We start from the raw sequence: 20,929 nt of genomic DNA, 5'->3' as shown, positions 1-20,929 counted from the left end.
GCCCAACATCTGTATTTCGTGGTGTTGGGCAAGTATATGTTATGAAAATGATTTACCTAATAATATTTCGTGCATTTGCTCGCGCATTTTAAATTTTTGTAGTTTGCCTGTGACTGTCATTGGGTAACTCTCTACAAAACGAACATACCGAGGCATTTTAAAGTAAGCTAACTTGTCTTTTAAAAATGCACGAATTGCCTGTTCATCGAGTGTTGTATTTTCTTTTGGCTGAATCCACGCACACACTTCTTCACCATATTTTTCATCGCTAATACCAAATACAGCAGCGTCTTGTACGCCGGGGTATGTATAAAGCACCTCTTCAATTTCTCGAGGGTAAACGTTTTCACCACCACGAATAATCATGTCTTTAATTCGCCCAACAATACTTACAAACCCTTCGCTATCCATAACACCTAAATCGCCTGAATGAAGCCAGCCGTCACTATCTATTGTGGCTTTTGTTTTTTCTTCGTCATTCCAATAGCAGCGCATTATGCCTGCACCTTTTGAACATACTTCACCAGGTAAACCTATTTTTTGAATATTACCCAGTTCATCAATAATTTTAACCTCAGTATGAGCAAGGGCGCGCCCAACAGTGGTTACTTGACGCTCTATTGATGAGTCAGTTTCAGTAATATTATTTATAGGGCTACATTCAGTTTGCCCATAGGCAATTAAAACCTGATGCATATTCATTTGGGTTTGAACTTTACGCATGACTTGTTCAGGACAAGTAGAGCCTGCCATAACACCGGTTCTAAGTGACCTTAAGTCATATTTATTAAAACTACTGAGCTCAAGTTGGCTAATAAACATAGTGGGAACACCGTGTAGTGCTGTACAGCCTTCTTGTTCAACTACATCAAGAGTTGTTTTTGCATCAAATGAATCACTTGGATAAATAGCTGCAGCACCTTTGGTAATGCACAAGAGGCTCCCCAAAACCATACCAAAGCAATGATAAAGAGGAACAGGAATGCAAAGTTTGTCTTTATGTGTAAACCGCATAGAGTCGGCAACAAAAAGCGCATTATTTAAAATATTTTTATGAGTCAGTGTAGCGCCTTTGGGGTTGCCCGTTGTGCCTGATGTAAATTGTATATTTATGTCCTGATCGGCGTTTAAATTAGCCGCTATAGCGTGTAATTCGAGCTGATGGGCGGGTGTAGCTAACTGCATAATATGTGAAAACGAAAACATACCAGGGATGGGATCATCACCAATACTAATAACGTTTTTAAGGCTCGGTAGTACTTTTGACTCAAGCTTACCTGGGTCGGATTGGTTAAACTCTGGCGCTAAACTAGTTAGCATCTCTATATAATTACTGCCTTTAAAACTGTTTGCAGTAATTAAAGTGGAACATTCTACGCTATTTAGCGCATAAGTCAGTTCGCTCGGGCGATATGCAGGGTTTATACATACCATAATGGCACCAATTTTTGCGGTAGCAATTTGAGTTAGGCACCACTGAATGTTATTCGGTGACCAAATTCCTACCCGTTCACCTGGTTTAACGCCTATGGCTAATAGCCCCATCGCGAGTTGATTTACTTCTTTTTGAAACTCTCTATAGGTTAAACGGATGTTTTGATGATTGACTACTACCGCGAGCGAATTGGGTTTTTTGTCGACAATAAAATCAAAGTAGGCACCAATGGTTTTATTGGTTAAAGGTGTATTTTGTGAGCCTTTAAAATAGCTTTGTGACAACGGTAATGTGTTTATAAGTTCTACTTCTTTAACCGCTTTATGTTGTGTGTGCATTTGTTTTCTCCGTGTCGATGTGTGTGACGTACATAAACTAAAGTTTAAATAAACATATATTGTCGACAAAGAGAAGGGTGGTTAGACTAATGTATTAGTCATAATTGTGAGGTAGTATATAAGGGCTGCATCTAAAGCGAGGCATAAGTTTCTTAAAACCTTATGCCAAATACGCTAAGTTAGTCAGTAGATGTGTTAACTAAATTGGGCATTAAGTTAAGTCTGTTATGAATTGCATGATGAATAAATTCAAGCTTTGTTCTTACTGCTTGCGTTAACACAAACGGATAGGCATCGGCTAAACCCATGCTGCGGTTAAGAGAATTTAATATAATCGAAAACTCCATCCAACTATCTAAAATTGATGTTATTGAAGTTTGCCCATAAAAATAGTGTGTATTTTGTGGCAGTCTTAACTCATTGGCTTCATCTATCTCGTATTCACTACCGGTAATAGAGCCTGTAATTGAAAAGTTTTTTGCAGTCTCTAGTGTGTCAATAATATGCATGTAGTGAGCCCATGTTTCAGCCCAGTCTTCAAATGGGTGCATAGTGGCATACTCGCTAATAAAGTTTTCATGCCAATTAGCGGGTGCACCATTTTTATAATGTAAGTCGAGCGCTGCTTGATAATCAAGCGCATCATCGCCAAAGTATTGCTTACATAAAGCGTGTTTTTCTGGTGAGTTGGCTATGAGTTGATCAAAATAATAATGGCCTAATTCATGTCGAAAATGACCAAGTAACGTACGGTAGCGCTCACCCATTGCATGTTTTGTATGTGAGCGCGCTATATCATCTGCTTCGGCTAAATTTATAGTGATATGCCCACAATTATGTCCGGTAAAAACATCCTCATGACCAGCGAGCTTTGTAACAAAGTGATCGTTTACGTTTCTGTCTGTTATAAAGTCAAAACTTAAACCATTTACAGGGTCTTGGTTTAAGTTATTAAGCGGAACACAAAGTGCCTTTAAAGTATATAAAGCACGGCGCTTAGCCGTTTCCATATTGCGCCAAAGCGGAATATGTTTGTCTATAGTTAAATCGGGAACTGTTTCATTAAAGCGACACGCAAAACAGAGCGTTTCGTCTTTATCTACGGGGGGGGCAAACGTATTTAAATTAACCATGCCATTACATGTGCCAAAGTGTGCGTTGTTATCGCATTTTTGATAAGGCACAGTGGGTTGCTCTGTCTTGAAATATAACCCTGTTTTCTCGTTAAATTCGTAGGGTTCAACAAGGTTAAAATTGTCGTCAATTCCTAAAGTACGACCACAGGCTAAACAATGACTACTTTCAAAAAAAATGGTGTGGTTATCTTTACAGTTACATTTAAAGGTTTTCATATTTTTACCGAACTAGCAAAAAAGGGTATAAACAACAAAATGGGTTATGCACGTGAACAGTCGCAAAGTTACGCATTATATGCGTTGTAATAATTCAGTCTTTTTAGTATTAAACTCACTTTCACTTAGCGCACCTAACTCTTTTAAATGCGCAAGCTTTTCGATTATTTCGAGAGTTTCAGTTACCGAAAATGGCAAAACATTCCCTTGTGAATTTATTATATTATTTACCGCTTTTTGTTGCGTTTGCTGAGCTTGTTGATCACTTGCTGGGTTATTTACAGGTTGCTCAATAGGGACTTGTGTTGCTTGTGCAAAATTTTGTTGCTCAGGTTGAATAATAGTATTTGTTGGTTGTGAAATTAATGGCAAACTATTTACGCTAATGTTTCCCCACTGGCTGTTAAACGTAAGAGAAGTATCGCTACCTTGTTGCTGGCTTACACCAATAATTTGGTGATCAAGCGTATCGTAAATAGTTATTTGGCCATTTAGCTCAATGGCTAACCTGTTTTGGAATACCGCATAACGGATATTATTTTGCCCGCCACTACTAAAAGGGCTTCCCAAATCAGTTGGCCACCATTGATCGTTACCTGGTGTACCTGCTGGTATTACAGGAAATACCTGATTAGCACTTAAAAGGTTAGCTAGTTCATTACATAAGTTATCGACGGTATTTTTTAACCCGTTATTAAACATATCACCAACCATGGTCATACCACCTCGCATCCATTGACCCGAACCACCAAGCTCAGGGCAATTAAACTGAGCCATTGAGCCGCCACCATGATTTACTGCTATTAGCATATGCACTACGGCATCGTAGCTAAGGCCATAACGCGCAGATATATCTTTTACTAAATTATCGCCAGTATCAGTTAGCGTTTGCATAAATAGGTGTCCTTTAATTAAGGGTGTGTCATTTGCACATTTCCATGGTGCATTTGATGATAATAAAAGCGTGAAGATTAATATTACTTTAATCGTTTTGCTTTAATCTGAGTTTGACTAATTCTTAAAACATAAATGGTTAAAAATCGCTCCACTATAACAGCTTTATAAATTTAAATAGCAGTATTTAGTATGAACTATTTTTTAATGCTCGGCGTGCTTATTTAAAGTGAAATAATTTAAATCAGTTGTTTTTTATTTAGCCATTAATGGTTTTATAGAATACAGTTAGTAAAACATTAATGGATATTTTTCTTTGTTAATATTCAATATTTTAAATTGTTGTAATTTAATAAAGACTAAATTTTAGTCTTTTTTGGTGCAGCGTTTGCACCAAAACAAAGGCAAAATTTTTTTAATTACGTAAATTTGTGAAAACTAATATCTATGTGAATGGCCAATGTGTGTTTTTTAGCAGTTTTAAGGCCTCGTATAAGTAAAAATTTTATGGAATATAAATTGCACAATATTGCTTAGGATAAGTCATATTTTGTGATACCTAACTGGCTATACATTATTAAAGGGGAATTAATCAATGACAATTACTGTTGGTATAGCGCACCATACTCAATACAAGTACGACCGAGCGGTAAACATGGGGCCACATATCTTTCGTTTACGTCCTGCTCCGCATAGCCGCACAAAAATAAAAAGCTACTCGATTAAAATAGTCCCTGAAGATCACTATATAAATTGGCAACAAGACCCTTTTGGCAATTATCAAGCAAGGGTTGTGTTTAATAAGCCTACAACGGAGTTTAGCTTTACGGTCGACCTTGTTGCTGAAATGACCGTAATTAACCCTTTTGATTTCTTTTTAGAAGAATACGCAGAAGAGTTCCCTTTTGAATACGATAAAGCGTCAAAAGCAGAGCTTAATCCTTATTTAAAAAAGCGAAAGCCAAGCCCTAAATTCGTCGATTTAATTGAGTCTTTACGCCCTGAAAAGCCTATTAGAAGTGTTGATTTTTTAGTAGCGGTTAACCAAGCTATTTATAACTTGGTAGGGTATGGCATTCGTTTAGAGCCTGGCGTTCAAACGGCAAATGAAACACTAACTAAAGGTACTGGTTCGTGTAGAGATTCTGCATGGTTATTAGTGCAACTTTTTCGCCATTTAGGCTTAGCTGCTCGCTTTGTTTCTGGTTATTTAATTCAACTAACGTCAGATCAAAAATCATTAGATGGTCCAAGCGGCCCTGAAGAGGATTTTACCGACTTACACGCATGGACCGAGGTTTACATTCCTGGTGCTGGTTGGATAGGGCTTGATCCAACGTCAGGCTTATTTGCAGGCGAAGGGCATATCCCGCTTGCGTGCACGCCTGAGCCAAGCTCTGCTGCACCGGTATCGGGTGGTATTGATGAATGTGAATCTGAATTTAGTTTTTATAATAAAGTGACGCGTGTTCATGAAGACCCGCGTGTAACTAAGCCATACTCTGAAACACAGTGGAGCGCTATAAACCGTTTAGGTTTACAAGTTGATGATATTTACAATCAAGAAGGGATCCATTTAACAATGGGCGGTGAACCTACGTTTATTTCAATAGACGATATGGAGCACCCGCAATGGAATACAGAAGCAGACGGCAAAGAAAAGCGCGTACTTGCCCAAAACTTATTTGTTGCTATGAATAAGGTATATACAAAAGGCGGCTTTACACATTACGGACAAGGCAAGTGGTACCCAGGCGAACCATTACCTCGTTGGCAATATGCATGTTACTGGCGCAAAGACGGACAAGCGCTTTGGAAAGATACAAACTTACTCGCTGATCCTAATAAAAACTATAAATTAGATCACACAGACACTAAGCGCTTTACCGAAAAGCTCTGCGAGCAAATAGGCTTAGAAACAAAAGCAATTACAACTGCCTATGAGGATATTTTATATCATTTATGGCAAGAGGCTTCGTTACCTAAAGAGGTCGGCCCAAAAGAACCTGAGTTGTTAAATGCCATGAGCCGAAAAGGCTTTTTAGCAAAAATGGAAAAAGGAATAGAAAACCCTGTAGGTTATGTGCTGCCATTACAATTTAATGAAGGTAGACACTGCTGGCAATCCTGCCTGTGGGAATTTAAACGTGAACACTGCTTTTTACTACCCGGTGAATCACCGCTGGGCTATCGACTACCACTTGATAGTTTACAGTGGAGCGTCAATATAATTGACCGTGACCCATTTGATATACCAACAAGTTTTGAGAAAACTAAAAAACTTAAAAAAGGCTTTATTGGTAGCGAAATGATCAAAACGGCTATGGCACTTGAAGTGCGAGAAGGGCGTTTATATATTTTTATGCCGCCAACGAGTCATTTTGAACATTACATCGCATTATTAAATGCAATAGAAAGCACGGCTAAAGCGCTTTCAATACCCGTTGTTATAGAAGGCTACAGCCCACCTAAAGACAGCCGTATAGAAAAATATGCAGTCACACCTGACCCAGGTGTTATTGAAGTAAATATACATCCTTCAACCTCATGGAAGCAGCTAGTTGATAGAACAACAACACTGTATGAGCTTGCTAAACAAACGCGCTTAGGTACCGATAAGTTTATGGCAGATGGTCGCCATACAGGTACTGGTGGTGGTAATCATGTAACACTTGGAGGCGAAACGCCTGATCAAAGCCCATTTTTACGCCGTCCAGATATATTAAGAAGCTTTATTACCTATTGGCAGCATCATCCGGGGTTATCTTATTTATTTTCAGGTTTATTTATAGGCCCTACAAGCCAAGCACCCCGTGTAGATGAAGCGCGTGATGAGCTGCTTTATGAACTTGAAATTGCCTTTTCGCATATGCCTGAGGGCGAAGTGCCTGAGCCATGGCTAGTGGACCGACTACTACGCAATCTATTGGTCGATTTAACAGGTAATACGCACAGAGCAGAGTTTTGTATTGATAAACTGTATTCACCTGATTCGCCAACGGGGCGCTTAGGTATTGTCGAGTTTAGAGGTTTTGAAATGCCGCCGCACTCGCGAATGAGCCTGGTGCAAATGTTATTACTGCGTACCTTACTTGCTTGGTTTTGGAAAAAACCTTACCACAAACCATTGGTACGGTGGGGTACAGAGCTTCATGATAAGTTTTTACTGCCTCAGTATGTCGAAGACGACTTAGCTGAAGTAACGCGTGACTTACAAGAAGCAGGTTTTGCGTTTCAATTAAGCTGGCTTAATCCATTTTTTGAATTTAGGTTTCCGGTTTGTGGCACACGCGAACTCGATAACGTAACCCTAGAATTAAGAACCGCAATAGAGCCTTGGCATGTTCTAGGTGAAGAGGCTAGTGCATCAGGTACTGCACGTTATGTAGATTCATCCCTTGAGCGTGTACAAATAAAAGTAAAAGGCGCTATAAGCGATAGATACATTGTTACTTGTAATAGCCGTAGAGTGCCGTTAAAAGGGGTTAAAGGAAAAGGGCATGATGAACTTGTGGCGGGGATTCGCTACCGAGCTTGGCAGCCACCTACAGCACTACATCCTACTATTGGCGTACATGCCCCCTTAGTCTTTGATTTAATTGATACGTGGGAAGGGCGCTCACTAGGCGGATTTGTTTATCATGTAAGCCATGCTGGAGGACGCAACCCTGAAACTTTACCTGTTAATGCATTTGAAGCTGAAGGGCGCAGAGTTGCACGTTTTTGGGAACACGGTCATACGCCATCGTTGTTAGCATCCGATCAACCAAGTTGGAGCCCTTCAGCGGCAACGCGTACGTTTACGAGCGCAGAAACGGTGAGTGACTTTATTGTACCTGATGAAGAAAACGTTAATATGGATTACCCAAATACGCTTGATTTAAGACGTCAACCACGATTCAAATAAAGCATAAATAAGCTTAATAATGATGTTATTCCACTTTTAAATTAATTAAAGTGGGATAACCTATATTCAATCCTAGCTTTAAAGTTAACGATATAACTTTAAGATGGAGCACTTTAATTTGTATATAAATAATAACGCAATGCCTGAGTTACCACAGTGGTTGTCTGTGTATCTTGAAAAAGGCCACGGGCATGACGAGTTAGCAAATCACAGTGGTTTGAGGCCTGAGCATTGGGATACATTATTTAATCGTTTATCAACCTTAACGAGCGAAGACTTAAGCAGCCGAGCAATTGAAATTCGTCAGCTTCTGCAAAATGGCAATATTAAAAGTGAAAACAATCAACAATGGGACTTAGATCCACTGCCATTTATGTTCTCCGGCAATGATTGGAAAGCCCTTGAAAAAGGGATCAAGCAACGCACCTCACTACTTAACAAAGTTCAAAATGATATTTATTCTGAGCAAAAGCTACTTTTAAATGGGCACATTAGTGCCGAAAACCTGTATCAAGACAGTCACTTTATGCGTGAGGGCTTTAGTTTACCTAAAGACGAGCTTAAACTATTTTTTACGGCACTTGATGTGTATCGAACGCCTTCTGGCGAATTTAAAGTATTAAAAGATCACTGCCAATGCCCACTTGGGCTTGGGTTATTACTAAAAAGTAGGATTATTGCGCGCCGTGTAATGGCTGAAGAATTTGCCGAATGCAATGTGCAGCAAATAAAAGACTTTTTAAACCTATTTCAAGAGGGTATTAATGAATATATTCATTATATGGATGACCCTCGAATTGTTATTTTAACCCAAGGTATAGACGATCCAAACTATAATGAGCATGCGTTTTTATCAACCTACTTTGGCTATACTTTAGTACAAAGCGCCGACTTAACGGTAAGAAACGGCGAAGTGTGGCTAAAGTCATTGCAGGGGCTTGGAAAAATCAACGTGATTTTGCGTTGGATCCCCGACAATAGTATTGACTCATTGGAACAAACTGAATATTCATTACACGGTATTGCAGGGTTATTACAAGCTGTACGCGAGGGCACCGTTAAAGTTTTAAATCCGTTTGGTAGTGGTGTATTGTCATCTGCAGCTATTCAATTTAACTTAAATAAGCTATGTGAGCAGCTTTTAGGTGAGCCATTATTAATTCCAGGGGCTAAGTATTATAAAGCCACTGAAGCTGATGACTTAGATTGGAGCACACTTGAATTCACAAGCTTCAAAAACCCCGATTTTAAGCTCGATGGTGTATTAGACGAAAAAAAAATTAAACAACATATTCAACAAAATCCAGATGCGTACTACTTTCAAGAAAAGCCTGTATTTAGTAGTGCCCCCTTTTGGCAAGACGGTAAGCTAATAGCCAAACCTGTTATTTTTAGATGCTATGCGTTAACAACAGAGCAAGGTATAGAGGTTCTGCCTTCGGCGTTGTGTTTATCTACACAGGCACGAAATTCAGCTGGTAAATCAGGGGGCCTCAAAGATACATGGGTAAACACGGTCGATAATATTGAATTAGAAGAACAAAATGCACCGGTACCTATTCGTAAAAGAATGGACGTTACCCTACTAGAAGGAATTATTTCAAGTAGGACCGCTGAGCATTTATTTTGGCTTGGACGTTACTTAGAACGCTGTGAAAATACGATTAGGATCCTACGTATTTTTATCGACCGCTATACAGAACTTGCTATATATCCCGATTTAATAAGGCGTAATATTGTTACTAGGTTACTCACTGCTATTAAGTCGCAACATATTGTATACCCGTATATTGAGCAAAGTATTACAAATGAGGAATTTGAAACCCGCGATGCTAAGCAAAGTGCTTTTGTGTTACTTGCAGATGAGCAATGTGCTGGCAGTATTATTAATACGCTTAAATATTTAGCTAATGCATCGGTACAAGTACAAGAGCTGTTATCACATGATAGTCGTCGTATTATTGATGAAATGAACGAGCAAATAAAAATACTTAAGCACGTTAATATCAATATATCTACGCGCACCATTCAAAGTATTTTAGATAAAGTGATTGGCCTTATTATGGCTTTTAACGGCTCTCTGGCAGATTGTATGCCAAACAGTAATGGTTGGTTTTTACTTGAGATAGGTAGGCGCATCGAGCGCAGTCTTCAAATAATCTCTTTGGGAAATACATTACTCACCCAAAAGCTAGATGAACCTGAAGAGCTAGGTTTATTAGAGGCCGTACTAAGCTGCCAAGTGAGTTTAGTAACTCATAAACGCCGCTATAGAATGTATCAAACAATAGGTACGGGGCTTGAGTTACTATTATTAGATGCAGAGTATCCTCGCTCACTATTATTTCAACTTGAGCAAATAAATCAGCTTTGCCAACATTTACCCAATAAACGCAGGCAAGGCGTAATTGCAGCTCATGAAAAAGCTATTTTACTCTCCAAAACGAGTTGTTATGTAACCGAAAAAGATTATCTACAAACAACAGAAAGCGGACAGCGCAAACATTTAATTGAATTTAACCATAACATAAGAGTAAACCTAGATACTTTTTGTGATGTATTATTAATGCAGTATTTTTCTCACACACAAACGGCTAATAAATTGAATTGGACCAATATTGAGCAAGCTCAATCGTGAAATATAAAATTAAGCACTCGACAACCTATAACTATACTGATTTTGTAAGTTTGTGCCAAAACCAAGCACGTTTAACACCTAAAACTAATCGTGGGCAAATTTGTCATAGTAGCCGCATAGAGATAGAGCCTATTGCTAACTATGTTCAAGAATTCATAGATTACTTTGATAATAAAGTCACTACGTTTGAAATAGTAACGCAACATAAAAAACTAACAGTGACTATGATAAGTGAAGTTGAACTAATTACGACTGCAAATAAAAACTTAAATACTGCTGTCATTAGCTGGGAAGAAGCGCGTAATTTTTTAGCAAGACCAAATACAGCACAATTATTAAAAATATCTGAATTTATTTTGCCCTCTCAGCTTACACCCATTGAAGAAGCCTATAAGGATTATGCGTTAGTGTCGTTCTTACCTAATGCTAATTTGATAGATGCCTGTAAGGATTTAATGGCACGAATATTTCATGAGTTTCACTATGATCCCGGTTTTACAACTATAAGCACACCTTTAAGTGTTGTTTTTGCACAAAAAAGGGGCGTCTGCCAAGACTTTGCACACTTTGCACTCGCGTGTTTACGCAGCATTGGCTTAGCTGCTAGGTATGTTAGCGGCTATATAGAAACACTACCACCTGAAGGTGAAGAAAAGCTTGAAGGCGCAGATGCAACCCATGCATGGTTTGCACTGTTTGTTCCTGACTTTGGTTGGGTAGACTTTGATCCAACAAATAATATTTTACCAAGTGGGCAACATATAACACTTGCAGTAGGGCGTGATTTTTCTGATGTAACACCGCTTAAAGGTGTTGTATTTGGTGGGGGTTCTCAACTACTTGACGTAGCTGTAGATATGATTCGATTAGAATAAATTAACAACTTCATAGTTATTATGGATAAGACGGAAGGGTGTATGAAAATTGATTGGAAAACGTACCAAACGAATGGCTTTTTTGATGAATTAATAGACGCACAAGGTAATATTCGATCGCATGGCAAACAGCTTGCGCAATTTTTTGCTGGTTTATCTGAAGAAGAACTCATAAAAGCTAGAGCGGTTGCTGATTTAGCGATTAAGGAAATGGGTATTACCTTTACGGTTTACAACGAAGGTAACATGATCGATAGAGCGTGGCCGTTTGATATTATCCCACGCACTATTGGTAAAAAAGAATGGCAAAGTGTAGAGGTTGGTTTAAAACAGCGCGTTGAGGCTTTAAATTTATTTATTGATGATTTATATCACGATCAAAAAATTATAAAAGATGGGATTTTCCCAAAAGGACTCCTAGAAAAGTCCGTTAACTTTAGGTCTCAGTGTGTAGGCATTAACCCACCTAATAAAATATGGGCACACATTTGTGGCTCTGATTTAGTGCGCGATGGCAACGGCACTATGTATGTACTTGAGGATAACCTGCGTGTGCCTTCTGGCGTATCCTACATGCTTGAAAACCGCTCTGTAATGAAGCGGGTTTTTCCTGAACTATTTGAACAAACTACTATTTTACCTGTTGATGATTATCCATCGCAATTATTTGATATGTTAGCGGCTATGTCTCCACGTAAGCAAGATAAACCCGAAGTGGTTGTACTAACACCTGGCGTATTTAACTCGGCATATTTCGAGCATTGTTACCTTGCTCAAGAGATGGGGTGTGAGCTGGTGGAAGGTAGAGATTTAGTCGTCGAAAAAGACGACTGTGTATACATGCGAACCATAACTGGATTACAACGAGTTGATGTAATTTACCGTCGAATAGATGACTTATTTTTAGACCCAGAAGCATTTTTACCTGAGTCCCAATTAGGTGTCCCTGGTTTGATGCGTGCATGGTCTAAAGGGAACGTAGCCCTTGTGAATGCACCTGGTGCAGGTGTTGCCGATGATAAAGTTGTTTATGCATATGTACCTGAAATAATAAAGTATTATTTGGGTGAAGAAGCTAAGCTTGAAAACGTACCGACCTTTAAATGCCTCGATCCTAAAGAGTGTGACCATGTCATTCAAAACATTGATAAGCTTGTTGTGAAGCCAGCTAACGAGTCTGGCGGTTATGGATTATTAATTGGCCCTAAATCGACTAAAAAAGAACAACAAGAAACGATTGCTCAAATCAAAGCGGATCCGCGCAACTGGGTAGCACAGCCAACACTTGATTTATCAACTGTCCCCACGCTTGATGGAACGCAGGTAGATGGGCGCCACGCTGATTTAAGGCCGTTTATTTTATCATCAGGTAAGGACACACAAATAACGACAGGCGGTTTAACGCGAGTTGCGATGGTTAAAGGCTCTTTAGTCGTTAATTCATCACAAGGCGGTGGCAGCAAAGATACATGGATTGTGGACGAGGAGGCTAAATAATATGTTATCAAGAGTAGGTGAAACTTTATATTGGGTTGCTCGCTATGTTGAACGTGCTGAAAATGTGGCTCGTTTAATCAACGTAAATAATATGCTAATGATGGACTTACCAAAAGGTGTTTGTACTGGGTGGGAGCCGTTAATAGATATTATTGGCGCGCGAAAAGCATACCAAGAAAACCATACCGACTATAGCGAGCAAAAAGCGCTGTGTTATTTATTGGTAGGTAGTGATAATAACTCCTCGATATTAAATTCGATTATTAGTGCTCGCGAAAGCGCACGTACCATTCGTGACGTGATCCCGCGTGATGTATGGGAAGAAATTAACTCTTTATATTATTATGTAAAAGATAACCAAAAAGAAGGGTTAACAAAGCGCGGTCGATTTGCTTATTTAAAACAAATCATTGAGTCAGCTCATTTAATTTTTGGTGCGTTAGATGCGACAATTAACCACGATCATGGATTTACTTTTATACGCTTTGGCTCATTAATAGAGCGCGCAGATATGACCTCGCGAATTTTAGATATTCGCTCAGAAACACTTATTACTAGCGATGAAGCAAAACCATTTGAAAATATTCAATGGATAAGTTTATTACGTTCACTCAGTGCGTACCAAATGTACCGACAAGAGATGGGTGTACGCGTGCAGCGCTCAGATGTGCTTGAATTTATAATGCACAGTAAAGTGTTTCCTCGCTCTATAATGTTTTGTTTAATGGAGTTAAAAAAGCAGGTAAGTGTTTTACCGAATTCAAAAGGTATTATCGATTTAATTGAGATTGCAATTAAAGAGTTAAAATCAGAAGAAGTAAGGCAATTAAAAAATGGTTTTTTGCATAAATATATTGACCAAATACAAATTGAATTAGCGGGTATTCATAATGAATTTGCACACACTTATTTTTTAAAGCCAGCTGAGTAACTACAATTAAAATCATTCGGTTTTATGCATAAAAAACGCGCCATTTAGGCGCGTTTTTACTTTAAAGCTTGTTAAATTACATTTCGTCGCTACGGTACGTTTTTTTCATTATGTATACGTAGGCATTAACAAACGCATTTTCTTGATATTTTTTAAGGCCGGTTTCTTCAAAAGCAATAGGGATAGGGTTACGTTTCACTTGTTCTTTAATTTCAGTTGTTGAGAACACGCGAACATCTAGGTTTTCAATTAACTGAATAGCGGTTTCCATTTTGAAACCTTTAGCGCTGCCTGCAAATTTACCTTTAGGTTGGCGTTCGCGAATAGCCACAGAGTCAATTTGGTAATCTTGCATTAGTTTTGCAAAATCAAATTGAAATTTGCGCATTACTTCAGTGTCGTTACCATTACCTAAGGTAAAACGTGTTTGGCGCACATCGCGAATGTCAAAAACGTCGTTATCTTTACTTAAAATACAAAGTAGTACGTCACTACCGGTAATTTCTACACCACATGTTCTCATTGCTGTTCTCTAATAAAACTTAATTGTTGTGTATTATACGCAACATCTATTAAATTGCGAGAATAAGCAATAAGACGAAATTTTATTACGCATTTCTCAAAATTGTCATTGTTTTTATCTAAATTTACAAACTTAAGTAAAATAACACCTTTAACAGAGCCTTTAAACTTGTAATTGTTTCTCGCTCACGCGACAATATATTTTTGTAGTTGAGCAGACTCAGCATCTACATCAGCCTGTTTGGCGAAAAATAGTCAATGCTTATTCGTAAGAGCGTTGTCGAGTCATTCTCATTTAATTTTATTTAAAAATACACGTGATACATTGTAGGTGTCACCACTGTATGTAAGGATTTATAATGCCAGTTATTACTCTTCCTGACGGCAGTCAGCGTAGTTTCGAAAACCCTGTAAGTACTCTTGATGTAGCAAATGATATTGGCCCTGGTCTTGCTAAGGCAACCATAGCAGGTCGTGTTAATGGTGATCGTGTTGATGCGTGTGACCTAATTAGTGATGATTCTCGCCTTGAAATCATTACTGCTAAAGATGACGACGGCCTAGAAATTATTCGCCACTCTTGTGCTCACTTGATTGGACATGCAGTTAAGCAACTTTTCCCTGAAGCTAAAATGGCTATTGGTCCAACTATTGATAACGGTTTTTACTACGATATCGATATGGAACATTCTTTGTCACAAGATGACTTAGATGCCATTGAAAAGCGTATGCTACAACTTGCAAAAACAAACTACGACGTAGTGAAAAAAACAGTAAGCTGGCAAGAAGCTCGCGATACGTTTGAAGCGCGTGGCGAAACATACAAAATTGAAATTTTGGATGAGAACATTGCAAAAGATGATCGTCCAGGATTATACCATCACGAAGAATATGTAGACATGTGTCGTGGTCCTCACGTACCAAACATGAAATTCTGCCAAAACTTCAAAATAATGAAAGTAGCAGGTGCATACTGGCGTGGTGACTCTGAAAACAAAATGTTACAGCGTATCTACGGCACAGCGTGGGGTGATAAAAAGCAACTTAAAGCGTATTTAAAGCGTTTAGAAGAAGCTGAAAAGCGCGATCACCGTCGTATTGGTAAAGCACTTGATTTATGGCACTGGCAAGAAGAAGCGCCAGGTATGGTATTTTGGCATAACGATGGTTGGAGCATTTACCGCGAGCTTGAAGAGTTTGTGCGTGAAAAATTACGTGAGTACCAATACGAAGAAGTAAAAGGTCCGATGATGATGGACCGTTCGTTATGGGAAAAATCAGGTCACTGGGAAAAATATTCAGACGCCATGTTTACTACGGAATCTGAAAAGCGTGAATATGCAATTAAGCCAATGAACTGCCCAGGTCACGTACAAATTTTTAACCAAGGTTTAAAATCGTACCGCGACTTACCATTACGTATGGCCGAGTTTGGCTGTTGTCACCGAAATGAGCCATCAGGTGCTTTACACGGACTAATGCGTGTACGTGGCTTTACACAAGATGATGCTCACGTTTTCTGTACAGAAGAGCAGGTAATGGACGAAGTGTCAGCGTGTATTAAGATGGTTTATGATACTTATGAGACATTCGGTTTTGAAAAGATTGTGGTTAAGCTTTCAACTCGCCCGGAACAACGTATTGGCGACGATGAAATTTGGGACAAAGCTGAAGTTGCATTAGCCGATGCACTTAAAGCAAACGACATCGAATTTGATTACCTTCCTGGTGAAGGGGCGTTTTATGGCCCTAAAATTGAATTTACTTTGCACGATTGTTTAGACAGAGCGTGGCAGTGTGGTACAGTGCAACTAGATTTTGCATTACCGGGTCGTTTAGGTGCTACTTATGTAGCAGAAAATAACGAACGACGCACACCCGTTATGATACATCGTGCTATTTTGGGCTCAATTGAGCGCTTTATCGGAATTTTGACTGAAGAGTATGCTGGTTTATTCCCTACGTGGCTTGCACCAAAGCAAGTAGTGATTATGAATATCACTGATAAACAAGCACATTATGTGCAGGAAATTGTACAAAAATTAAATAAACTTGGAATTAGAGCCGCTGCTGACTTGAGAAATGAGAAGATTGGCTTTAAAATCCGTGAACATACATTAAAGCGTATACCTTACTTACTAGTTGTTGGCGATAAAGAAGTTGAACAACAAGAAGTAGCGGTTCGTACGCGAACAGGTGAAGACCTGGGTAAATTTAATGTCGATGACTTTGTAGCTAAAATAAGCGAAGAGATTAAAAATCGACAGTAAAAATCGAGCGTGTAGGGCTATTACTAAAAGCCATCTACACGCTTATATTATTGATATTCTTGGAGGAACGTACCATTAGAGGCGGCAAGAAAGGGCAACAAACAGCTCAAAAAAATCGTATTAACGAAGAAATTACAGCTCAAGAAGTTCGTTTAATCGACATCGACGGCGAACAAGCTGGCATTCAGTCATTAAAAGACGCACAAGCTATGGCTGATGCAGCGGGTGTTGATCTTGTAGAGATTAGCCCTAACGCTGAGCCGCCTGTTTGTAAGGTTATGGACTACGGTAAGTTCATCTTTGAAAAAAGCAAAGAACTGAAAGAGCAGAAGAAGAAGCAAAAGCAAATCCAGATTAAAGAAATCAAATTCCGTCCTGGTACGGATGAAGGTGACTATCAGGTTAAGCTTCGCAACTTACGTAAGTTCTTAGAAGCTGGCGATAAAGCTAAAATTACCATCCGCTTCCGTGGCCGTGAAATGGCTCACCAAGAAATTGGTATCGAACTATTAAACCGCGTTAAAGGCGATTTAGAAGACTTAGCAGTAGTAGAGTCTTTCCCAAATCGCGTTGAAGGCCGTCAAATGGTTATGATGATGGCACCTATTGCTAAAAAGTAATTTTTAAGTAATAATGCGCACCGAATTTAGCTCAGGTCTGCAAGCAATATGCAAATATTCACCTGAGTTAACCGGTTTTAAAGTAAAGCTGCAGCATTTGATGTTGGGTTTTCACCGGAACATGGCAGTAAGTTAGGCCTAAAAGTGGAGCTATAGAAATATATCTCACGCCTGCTTACTAATTTAAAAGCAATACAATTGGAGTTATTGCAATGGCTTATAAGCTAAAAAGTCACAGTGGCGCTGCTAAGCGTTTCAAAAAGACTGCTTCTGGCGGTTTCAAGCGTAAACAAGCGCATCTTCGTCATATTCTGACTAAGAAAACTTCTAAGCGTAAGTTACACCTACGTCCTAAGATGATGGTTCATAAAAATGACCATGGTCTAGTTTCACGTATGTTACCGTTCGCTTAATAGGGGTTTTTAGAAATGGCAAGAGTTAAACGCGGCGTTGTCGCACGTGCACGTCACAAAAAAGTTTTAAAACAAGCAAAAGGTTACTACGGAGCACGTTCACGTGTTTACCGCGTAGCTTTCCAGGCTGTTACTAAAGCGGGTCAATACGCTTACCGTGACCGTCGTGCGAAGAAACGTACTTTCCGTCAATTATGGATTGCACGTATCAATGCTGCTTCACGTCAAAATGGTCTGTCTTACAGCCGTTTTATCAATGGTCTTAAAAAGACGTCTGTAGAAATCGATCGTAAGATCCTTGCAGATATCGCTGTTTACGACCAAGTTGCATTCGCAGCGCTTGTAGAAAAAGCTAAAGAAGGCCTAGCCGCTTAAGCTTTTTTATAAGAACTGAAAAGGAGCCCATTGGCTCCTTTTTTTGTGCCTAAAATTTGACATAAAACCCCAACATACAAGAGCTATTCTAACTTCCCAAGCAAAATAATCCGTTATTAATTTAAAGGCTCAGCTGTATTTAATTGGATGCTAATTATGCTTTATTCTCAATAAAACATTCCTGATACATTATTAGCTTACCTTAGGCTGTGTTTTTTGTTGAACTACCGCAGTTTTTTCGTAACGATCAGTTAAGTTGTTATAATTTGGGTATTAAAGCGTTTTTTGAGAATAATATGTTAGCCAGCTTACTCTTTTTAACTGCAAGTATGACTTACGATAGCCATTTACCCCCTTTGCTACCTTGGGAAGGCGAAAGTTTATCGCTGATACAACAGGCGGGGCCTCTGACAACGGATTTTGAGCTTTCAGATGGTTATATATCTCCTGATTACAACAACACAATGGCTTTTGTAGAGCGTTTAGTTGCTGCAAATCCGACTCAATTTAAATCGCAAATAATAGGTTTTAGTAATAGTAAGCGTGCTATTAAAATGGTGGTAGCGACTGAGCAAGGTTTTTTTGATGCAGATCAGCTTGCCAATAGCACTAAGCCAACAGTGCTTATTCAAGCGGGAATTCACGCTGGCGAGATTGACGGTAAAGACGCCATGTTTATGTTGTTACGCGACATAGCTACAGGCAAACGTAGAGATATTTTAAAGAAAGTAAATATTTTATTTATCCCAATATTAAACGTTGACGGACATGAAAGAAGCAGCCATTTTAATCGTATTAATCAACGCGGCCCGAGTAAAATGGGTTTTAGAACCAATGCAAATAATTTAAATTTAAACCGTGACTTCACAAAACTTGAAACACCCGAAGTTAAAAGTGTTTTAAAGGTTATTAATGACTATAACCCAAACCTTTATATTGATGTGCATGTTACTGACGGTGCCGATTATCAATACGATGTGACCTATGGATATAATCCGGTGTTTGCAAGTGAATCTCCTGCTATTGCTGATACGTTAGATAGATACTTTAAACCGGTTATAGATAATAAGTTAGCATCGCAAGGGCATATTCCTGGGCCTCTTGTATTTGTTATGAATAAGCGAAACTTTAAAGAAGGGCTTGCGGGTTGGGTTGCTACACCCCGTTTTTCGAACGGTTGGGGTGACTTAAAATCATTACCTACAATTTTAGTCGAAAACCACTCATTAAAACCCTATAAGCAGCGTGTATTGGGGACTTACGTGTTTATTGACGGAGCAATTGATGCTTTATCAAAGCATGGACATGAACTAGCTAATGCAGTAAAAAAAGAACACGCATTTGTACCAAAGCAGCTTATTGTTCAACGAGGCTATAGTAAAGACCCTGTAGAAATTGCATTTAAAGGTATTCGTTATACGTCAAAAGTGAGTACATTATCGGGTCAAACAGAAGTTCAATATATTGGTGAGAAAGAAGACTATACAAATTTACCTGTATATTGGCAAAAAGATGTACAAAAACGTATTGAAGTACCTAAGGCATTTTTTATACCACCTGTTTACACCGATTTAATTGAAAAACTGTCGCTTCATGGTGTGTCTGTGAATAAATTAGTTGGTGAAAACACACAACCATTAAAACAGGCAAAAATAAATGAGCACTCGTTTGCTAAGTCACCGTTTGAAGGAAGATTTAGGGTAACGGCTACTTTCGATTATAAACCTGCTATTAATGTAAATTTAGACGGTTGGTTTGAAGTTACAACTCAACAAAAAGCAGGGGAATTGGCTGTCCATCTACTGCATCCAGAGGCGCCTGACTCGTTTTTTTCATGGGGAGAATTTAACACGATTTTTCAGCGCACTGAGTATATGGAAAATTACGCGCTGATCCCTTTTGCTCGTAATATGTTAAAAGAACAGCCAAAACTTGCTTTGCAATTTGACCAAAAATTAAAAACTGAAAAGTCATTTGCAAGTGATGCTGATGCTCGCTTAGATTGGTTGTATCAGCACAGCCCATTTTATGATGAAGCATACCTAAAGTACCCAATACTTATGTCATTTGAAGAAGAAATAGCAATACCAGATCAAAAAGATAAAGAAATATAGTGATGAGAATTATAACAATACCAGTGACTCCTTTTGCACAAAATTGCAGAATAATAGCTTGCGAAAGTACCCAAGAAGCAGTCGTTGTTGATCCTGGCGGTGACAGCGATAAAATAATTGCAGCTTTAACGAGTAATAATTTAACCCTTAAAGCTGTTTGGTTAACCCATGGGCACTTAGACCACGTTGGTGGAGCAGACGTACTTCGTAAGCATTTTAATACTAAGATTATTGGCCCACACAAGGATGAACATTTTTGGTTTGAAAATTTATCAATGCAAGCTCAAATGTTTGGTTTTTCACCTATTAAACCTTTTTACCCTGACAAATGGTTATCGCACGGTGATACTTTGAGTCTAGGCAAGTTAACATTTGATGTATTTCACTGCCCAGGCCATACACCAGGGCATATTGTATTTTACGAGAAAAATCAACAATGTGTCATTGTTGGTGATGTTATATTTAAAGGCTCTGTAGGACGTACTGACTTCCCTAGAGGGAATAGTCAACAACTTATAGAGTCTATTAAGGCTCATATACTAACCTTACCTTTACAGACCGCGATTTTGTCTGGCCATGGCGGTGAAACAACCGTTGAGCATGAAATTAAAACGAATCCTTTTGTAAGTGGGCAGTACGGCTAGTGAGTTAAATGTATTAATTATGAGTAATTTATACATAGAAAAATTAAAAATAAGCAGACTGTTTTTAAAAATGGTTGTATAATTTAACCAGTTTATTTGATAAA

The 20,929-nt window shown here is 38.8% G+C and carries 15 protein-coding genes; 11 read left to right on the top strand and 4 right to left on the bottom strand.

Translation table 11 applies throughout. The features are described 5' to 3' along the window. Positions 1–39 precede the first annotated feature (39 nt). From CWB62_RS02695 to CWB62_RS02685, 3 genes are all read right to left on the bottom strand, one after another. On the bottom strand, positions 40–1,773 hold the full coding sequence (locus CWB62_RS02695; protein WP_138530126.1) for an AMP-binding protein: 1,734 nt from the start codon (positions 1,771–1,773) through the stop codon (positions 40–42). Between the two features lie 179 nt (positions 1,774–1,952). Then, entirely contained in the window at positions 1,953–3,125 is a 1,173-nt protein-coding gene (locus CWB62_RS02690; RefSeq protein WP_138530128.1) for a zinc-binding metallopeptidase family protein, read from the bottom strand. Between the two features lie 75 nt (positions 3,126–3,200). Then, positions 3,201–4,019, bottom strand: a complete 819-nt coding sequence (locus CWB62_RS02685; RefSeq protein ID WP_138530130.1) for an SHOCT domain-containing protein — start codon at positions 4,017–4,019, stop codon at positions 3,201–3,203. A gap of 595 nt (positions 4,020–4,614) precedes the next feature. Here CWB62_RS02685 and CWB62_RS02680 point away from each other — a divergent pair. From CWB62_RS02680 to CWB62_RS02660, 5 genes are all read left to right on the top strand, one after another. Beyond that, positions 4,615–7,926: a transglutaminase family protein gene (locus CWB62_RS02680; RefSeq protein WP_138530132.1), complete on the top strand. Its 3,312-nt coding sequence runs from the start codon at positions 4,615–4,617 to the stop codon at positions 7,924–7,926. Between the two features lie 118 nt (positions 7,927–8,044). After that, complete coding sequence (locus CWB62_RS02675) at positions 8,045–10,564, top strand: circularly permuted type 2 ATP-grasp protein (protein ID WP_138530134.1); 2,520 nt, start codon at positions 8,045–8,047, stop codon at positions 10,562–10,564. Continuing rightward, positions 10,561–11,439, top strand: coding sequence for a transglutaminase family protein (locus tag CWB62_RS02670; RefSeq protein WP_058403923.1), 879 nt, complete (start codon positions 10,561–10,563; stop codon positions 11,437–11,439). The genes CWB62_RS02675 and CWB62_RS02670 overlap by 4 nt, the downstream gene beginning before the upstream one ends. 42 nt (positions 11,440–11,481) lie before the next feature. Next, the gene (locus tag CWB62_RS02665) at positions 11,482–12,936 is read left to right on the top strand and encodes a circularly permuted type 2 ATP-grasp protein (protein WP_058403924.1); all 1,455 of its coding nucleotides are present in this window, start codon (positions 11,482–11,484) and stop codon (positions 12,934–12,936) included. A 1-nt stretch (position 12,937) separates the two neighbouring features. Then, complete coding sequence (locus CWB62_RS02660) at positions 12,938–13,867, top strand: alpha-E domain-containing protein (RefSeq protein ID WP_058403925.1); 930 nt, start codon at positions 12,938–12,940, stop codon at positions 13,865–13,867. Positions 13,868–13,943: 76 nt separating this feature from the next. On the opposite strand, the gene CWB62_RS02655 is transcribed toward CWB62_RS02660, so the two are convergent. After that, positions 13,944–14,390: a DUF3010 family protein gene (locus tag CWB62_RS02655; RefSeq protein WP_058403926.1), complete on the bottom strand. Its 447-nt coding sequence runs from the start codon at positions 14,388–14,390 to the stop codon at positions 13,944–13,946. Between the two features lie 358 nt (positions 14,391–14,748). Here CWB62_RS02655 and thrS point away from each other — a divergent pair, with 358 nt between their 5' ends. From thrS to CWB62_RS02625, 6 genes are all read left to right on the top strand, one after another. After that, positions 14,749–16,659: a threonine--tRNA ligase gene (gene thrS / locus CWB62_RS02650; RefSeq protein ID WP_138530136.1), complete on the top strand. Its 1,911-nt coding sequence runs from the start codon at positions 14,749–14,751 to the stop codon at positions 16,657–16,659. Positions 16,660–16,718: 59 nt separating this feature from the next. Continuing rightward, the gene (infC, locus tag CWB62_RS02645; RefSeq protein ID WP_006794470.1) at positions 16,719–17,279 is read left to right on the top strand and encodes a translation initiation factor IF-3; all 561 of its coding nucleotides are present in this window, start codon (positions 16,719–16,721) and stop codon (positions 17,277–17,279) included. Positions 17,280–17,491: 212 nt separating this feature from the next. Then, positions 17,492–17,692: a 50S ribosomal protein L35 gene (rpmI, locus tag CWB62_RS02640; protein ID WP_002960713.1), complete on the top strand. Its 201-nt coding sequence runs from the start codon at positions 17,492–17,494 to the stop codon at positions 17,690–17,692. Between the two features lie 15 nt (positions 17,693–17,707). Beyond that, positions 17,708–18,067 (top strand): 50S ribosomal protein L20, encoded by a 360-nt coding sequence (rplT, locus tag CWB62_RS02635; RefSeq protein ID WP_002960711.1) that lies wholly within the window; start codon positions 17,708–17,710, stop codon positions 18,065–18,067. Positions 18,068–18,363: 296 nt separating this feature from the next. Then, positions 18,364–20,181: a M14 family metallopeptidase gene (locus CWB62_RS02630; RefSeq protein ID WP_138530138.1), complete on the top strand. Its 1,818-nt coding sequence runs from the start codon at positions 18,364–18,366 to the stop codon at positions 20,179–20,181. A gap of 2 nt (positions 20,182–20,183) precedes the next feature. Beyond that, the gene (locus tag CWB62_RS02625) at positions 20,184–20,825 is read left to right on the top strand and encodes an MBL fold metallo-hydrolase (protein ID WP_138530140.1); all 642 of its coding nucleotides are present in this window, start codon (positions 20,184–20,186) and stop codon (positions 20,823–20,825) included. Positions 20,826–20,929: the final 104 nt, after the last annotated feature.

Source organism: Pseudoalteromonas sp. S408 (assembly GCF_005886645.1).
GTDB lineage: Bacteria > Pseudomonadota > Gammaproteobacteria > Enterobacterales > Alteromonadaceae > Pseudoalteromonas.
The sequence above is the reverse complement of the archived record's forward strand: the minus strand, read 5'-3'. Positions and strand labels throughout refer to the sequence as shown.

Bases quoted from the DNA above. Each gene is read 5' to 3' on its own strand.
- CWB62_RS02695 (WP_138530126.1), bottom strand. From the start codon at position 1,773: ATGCACACACAACATAAAGCGGTTAAAGAAGTAGAACTTATAAACACA.
- CWB62_RS02690 (WP_138530128.1), bottom strand. From the start codon at position 3,125: ATGAAAACCTTTAAATGTAACTGTAAAGATAACCACACCATTTTTTTT.
- CWB62_RS02685 (WP_138530130.1), bottom strand. From the start codon at position 4,019: ATGCAAACGCTAACTGATACTGGCGATAATTTAGTAAAAGATATATCT.
- CWB62_RS02680 (WP_138530132.1), top strand. From the start codon at position 4,615: ATGACAATTACTGTTGGTATAGCGCACCATACTCAATACAAGTACGAC.
- CWB62_RS02665 (WP_058403924.1), top strand. From the start codon at position 11,482: ATGAAAATTGATTGGAAAACGTACCAAACGAATGGCTTTTTTGATGAA.
- CWB62_RS02660 (WP_058403925.1), top strand. From the start codon at position 12,938: ATGTTATCAAGAGTAGGTGAAACTTTATATTGGGTTGCTCGCTATGTT.
- CWB62_RS02655 (WP_058403926.1), bottom strand. From the start codon at position 14,390: ATGAGAACATGTGGTGTAGAAATTACCGGTAGTGACGTACTACTTTGT.
- thrS (WP_138530136.1), top strand. From the start codon at position 14,749: ATGCCAGTTATTACTCTTCCTGACGGCAGTCAGCGTAGTTTCGAAAAC.
- rpmI (WP_002960713.1), top strand. From the start codon at position 17,492: ATGGCTTATAAGCTAAAAAGTCACAGTGGCGCTGCTAAGCGTTTCAAA.
- rplT (WP_002960711.1), top strand. From the start codon at position 17,708: ATGGCAAGAGTTAAACGCGGCGTTGTCGCACGTGCACGTCACAAAAAA.
- CWB62_RS02630 (WP_138530138.1), top strand. From the start codon at position 18,364: ATGTTAGCCAGCTTACTCTTTTTAACTGCAAGTATGACTTACGATAGC.
- CWB62_RS02625 (WP_138530140.1), top strand. From the start codon at position 20,184: ATGAGAATTATAACAATACCAGTGACTCCTTTTGCACAAAATTGCAGA.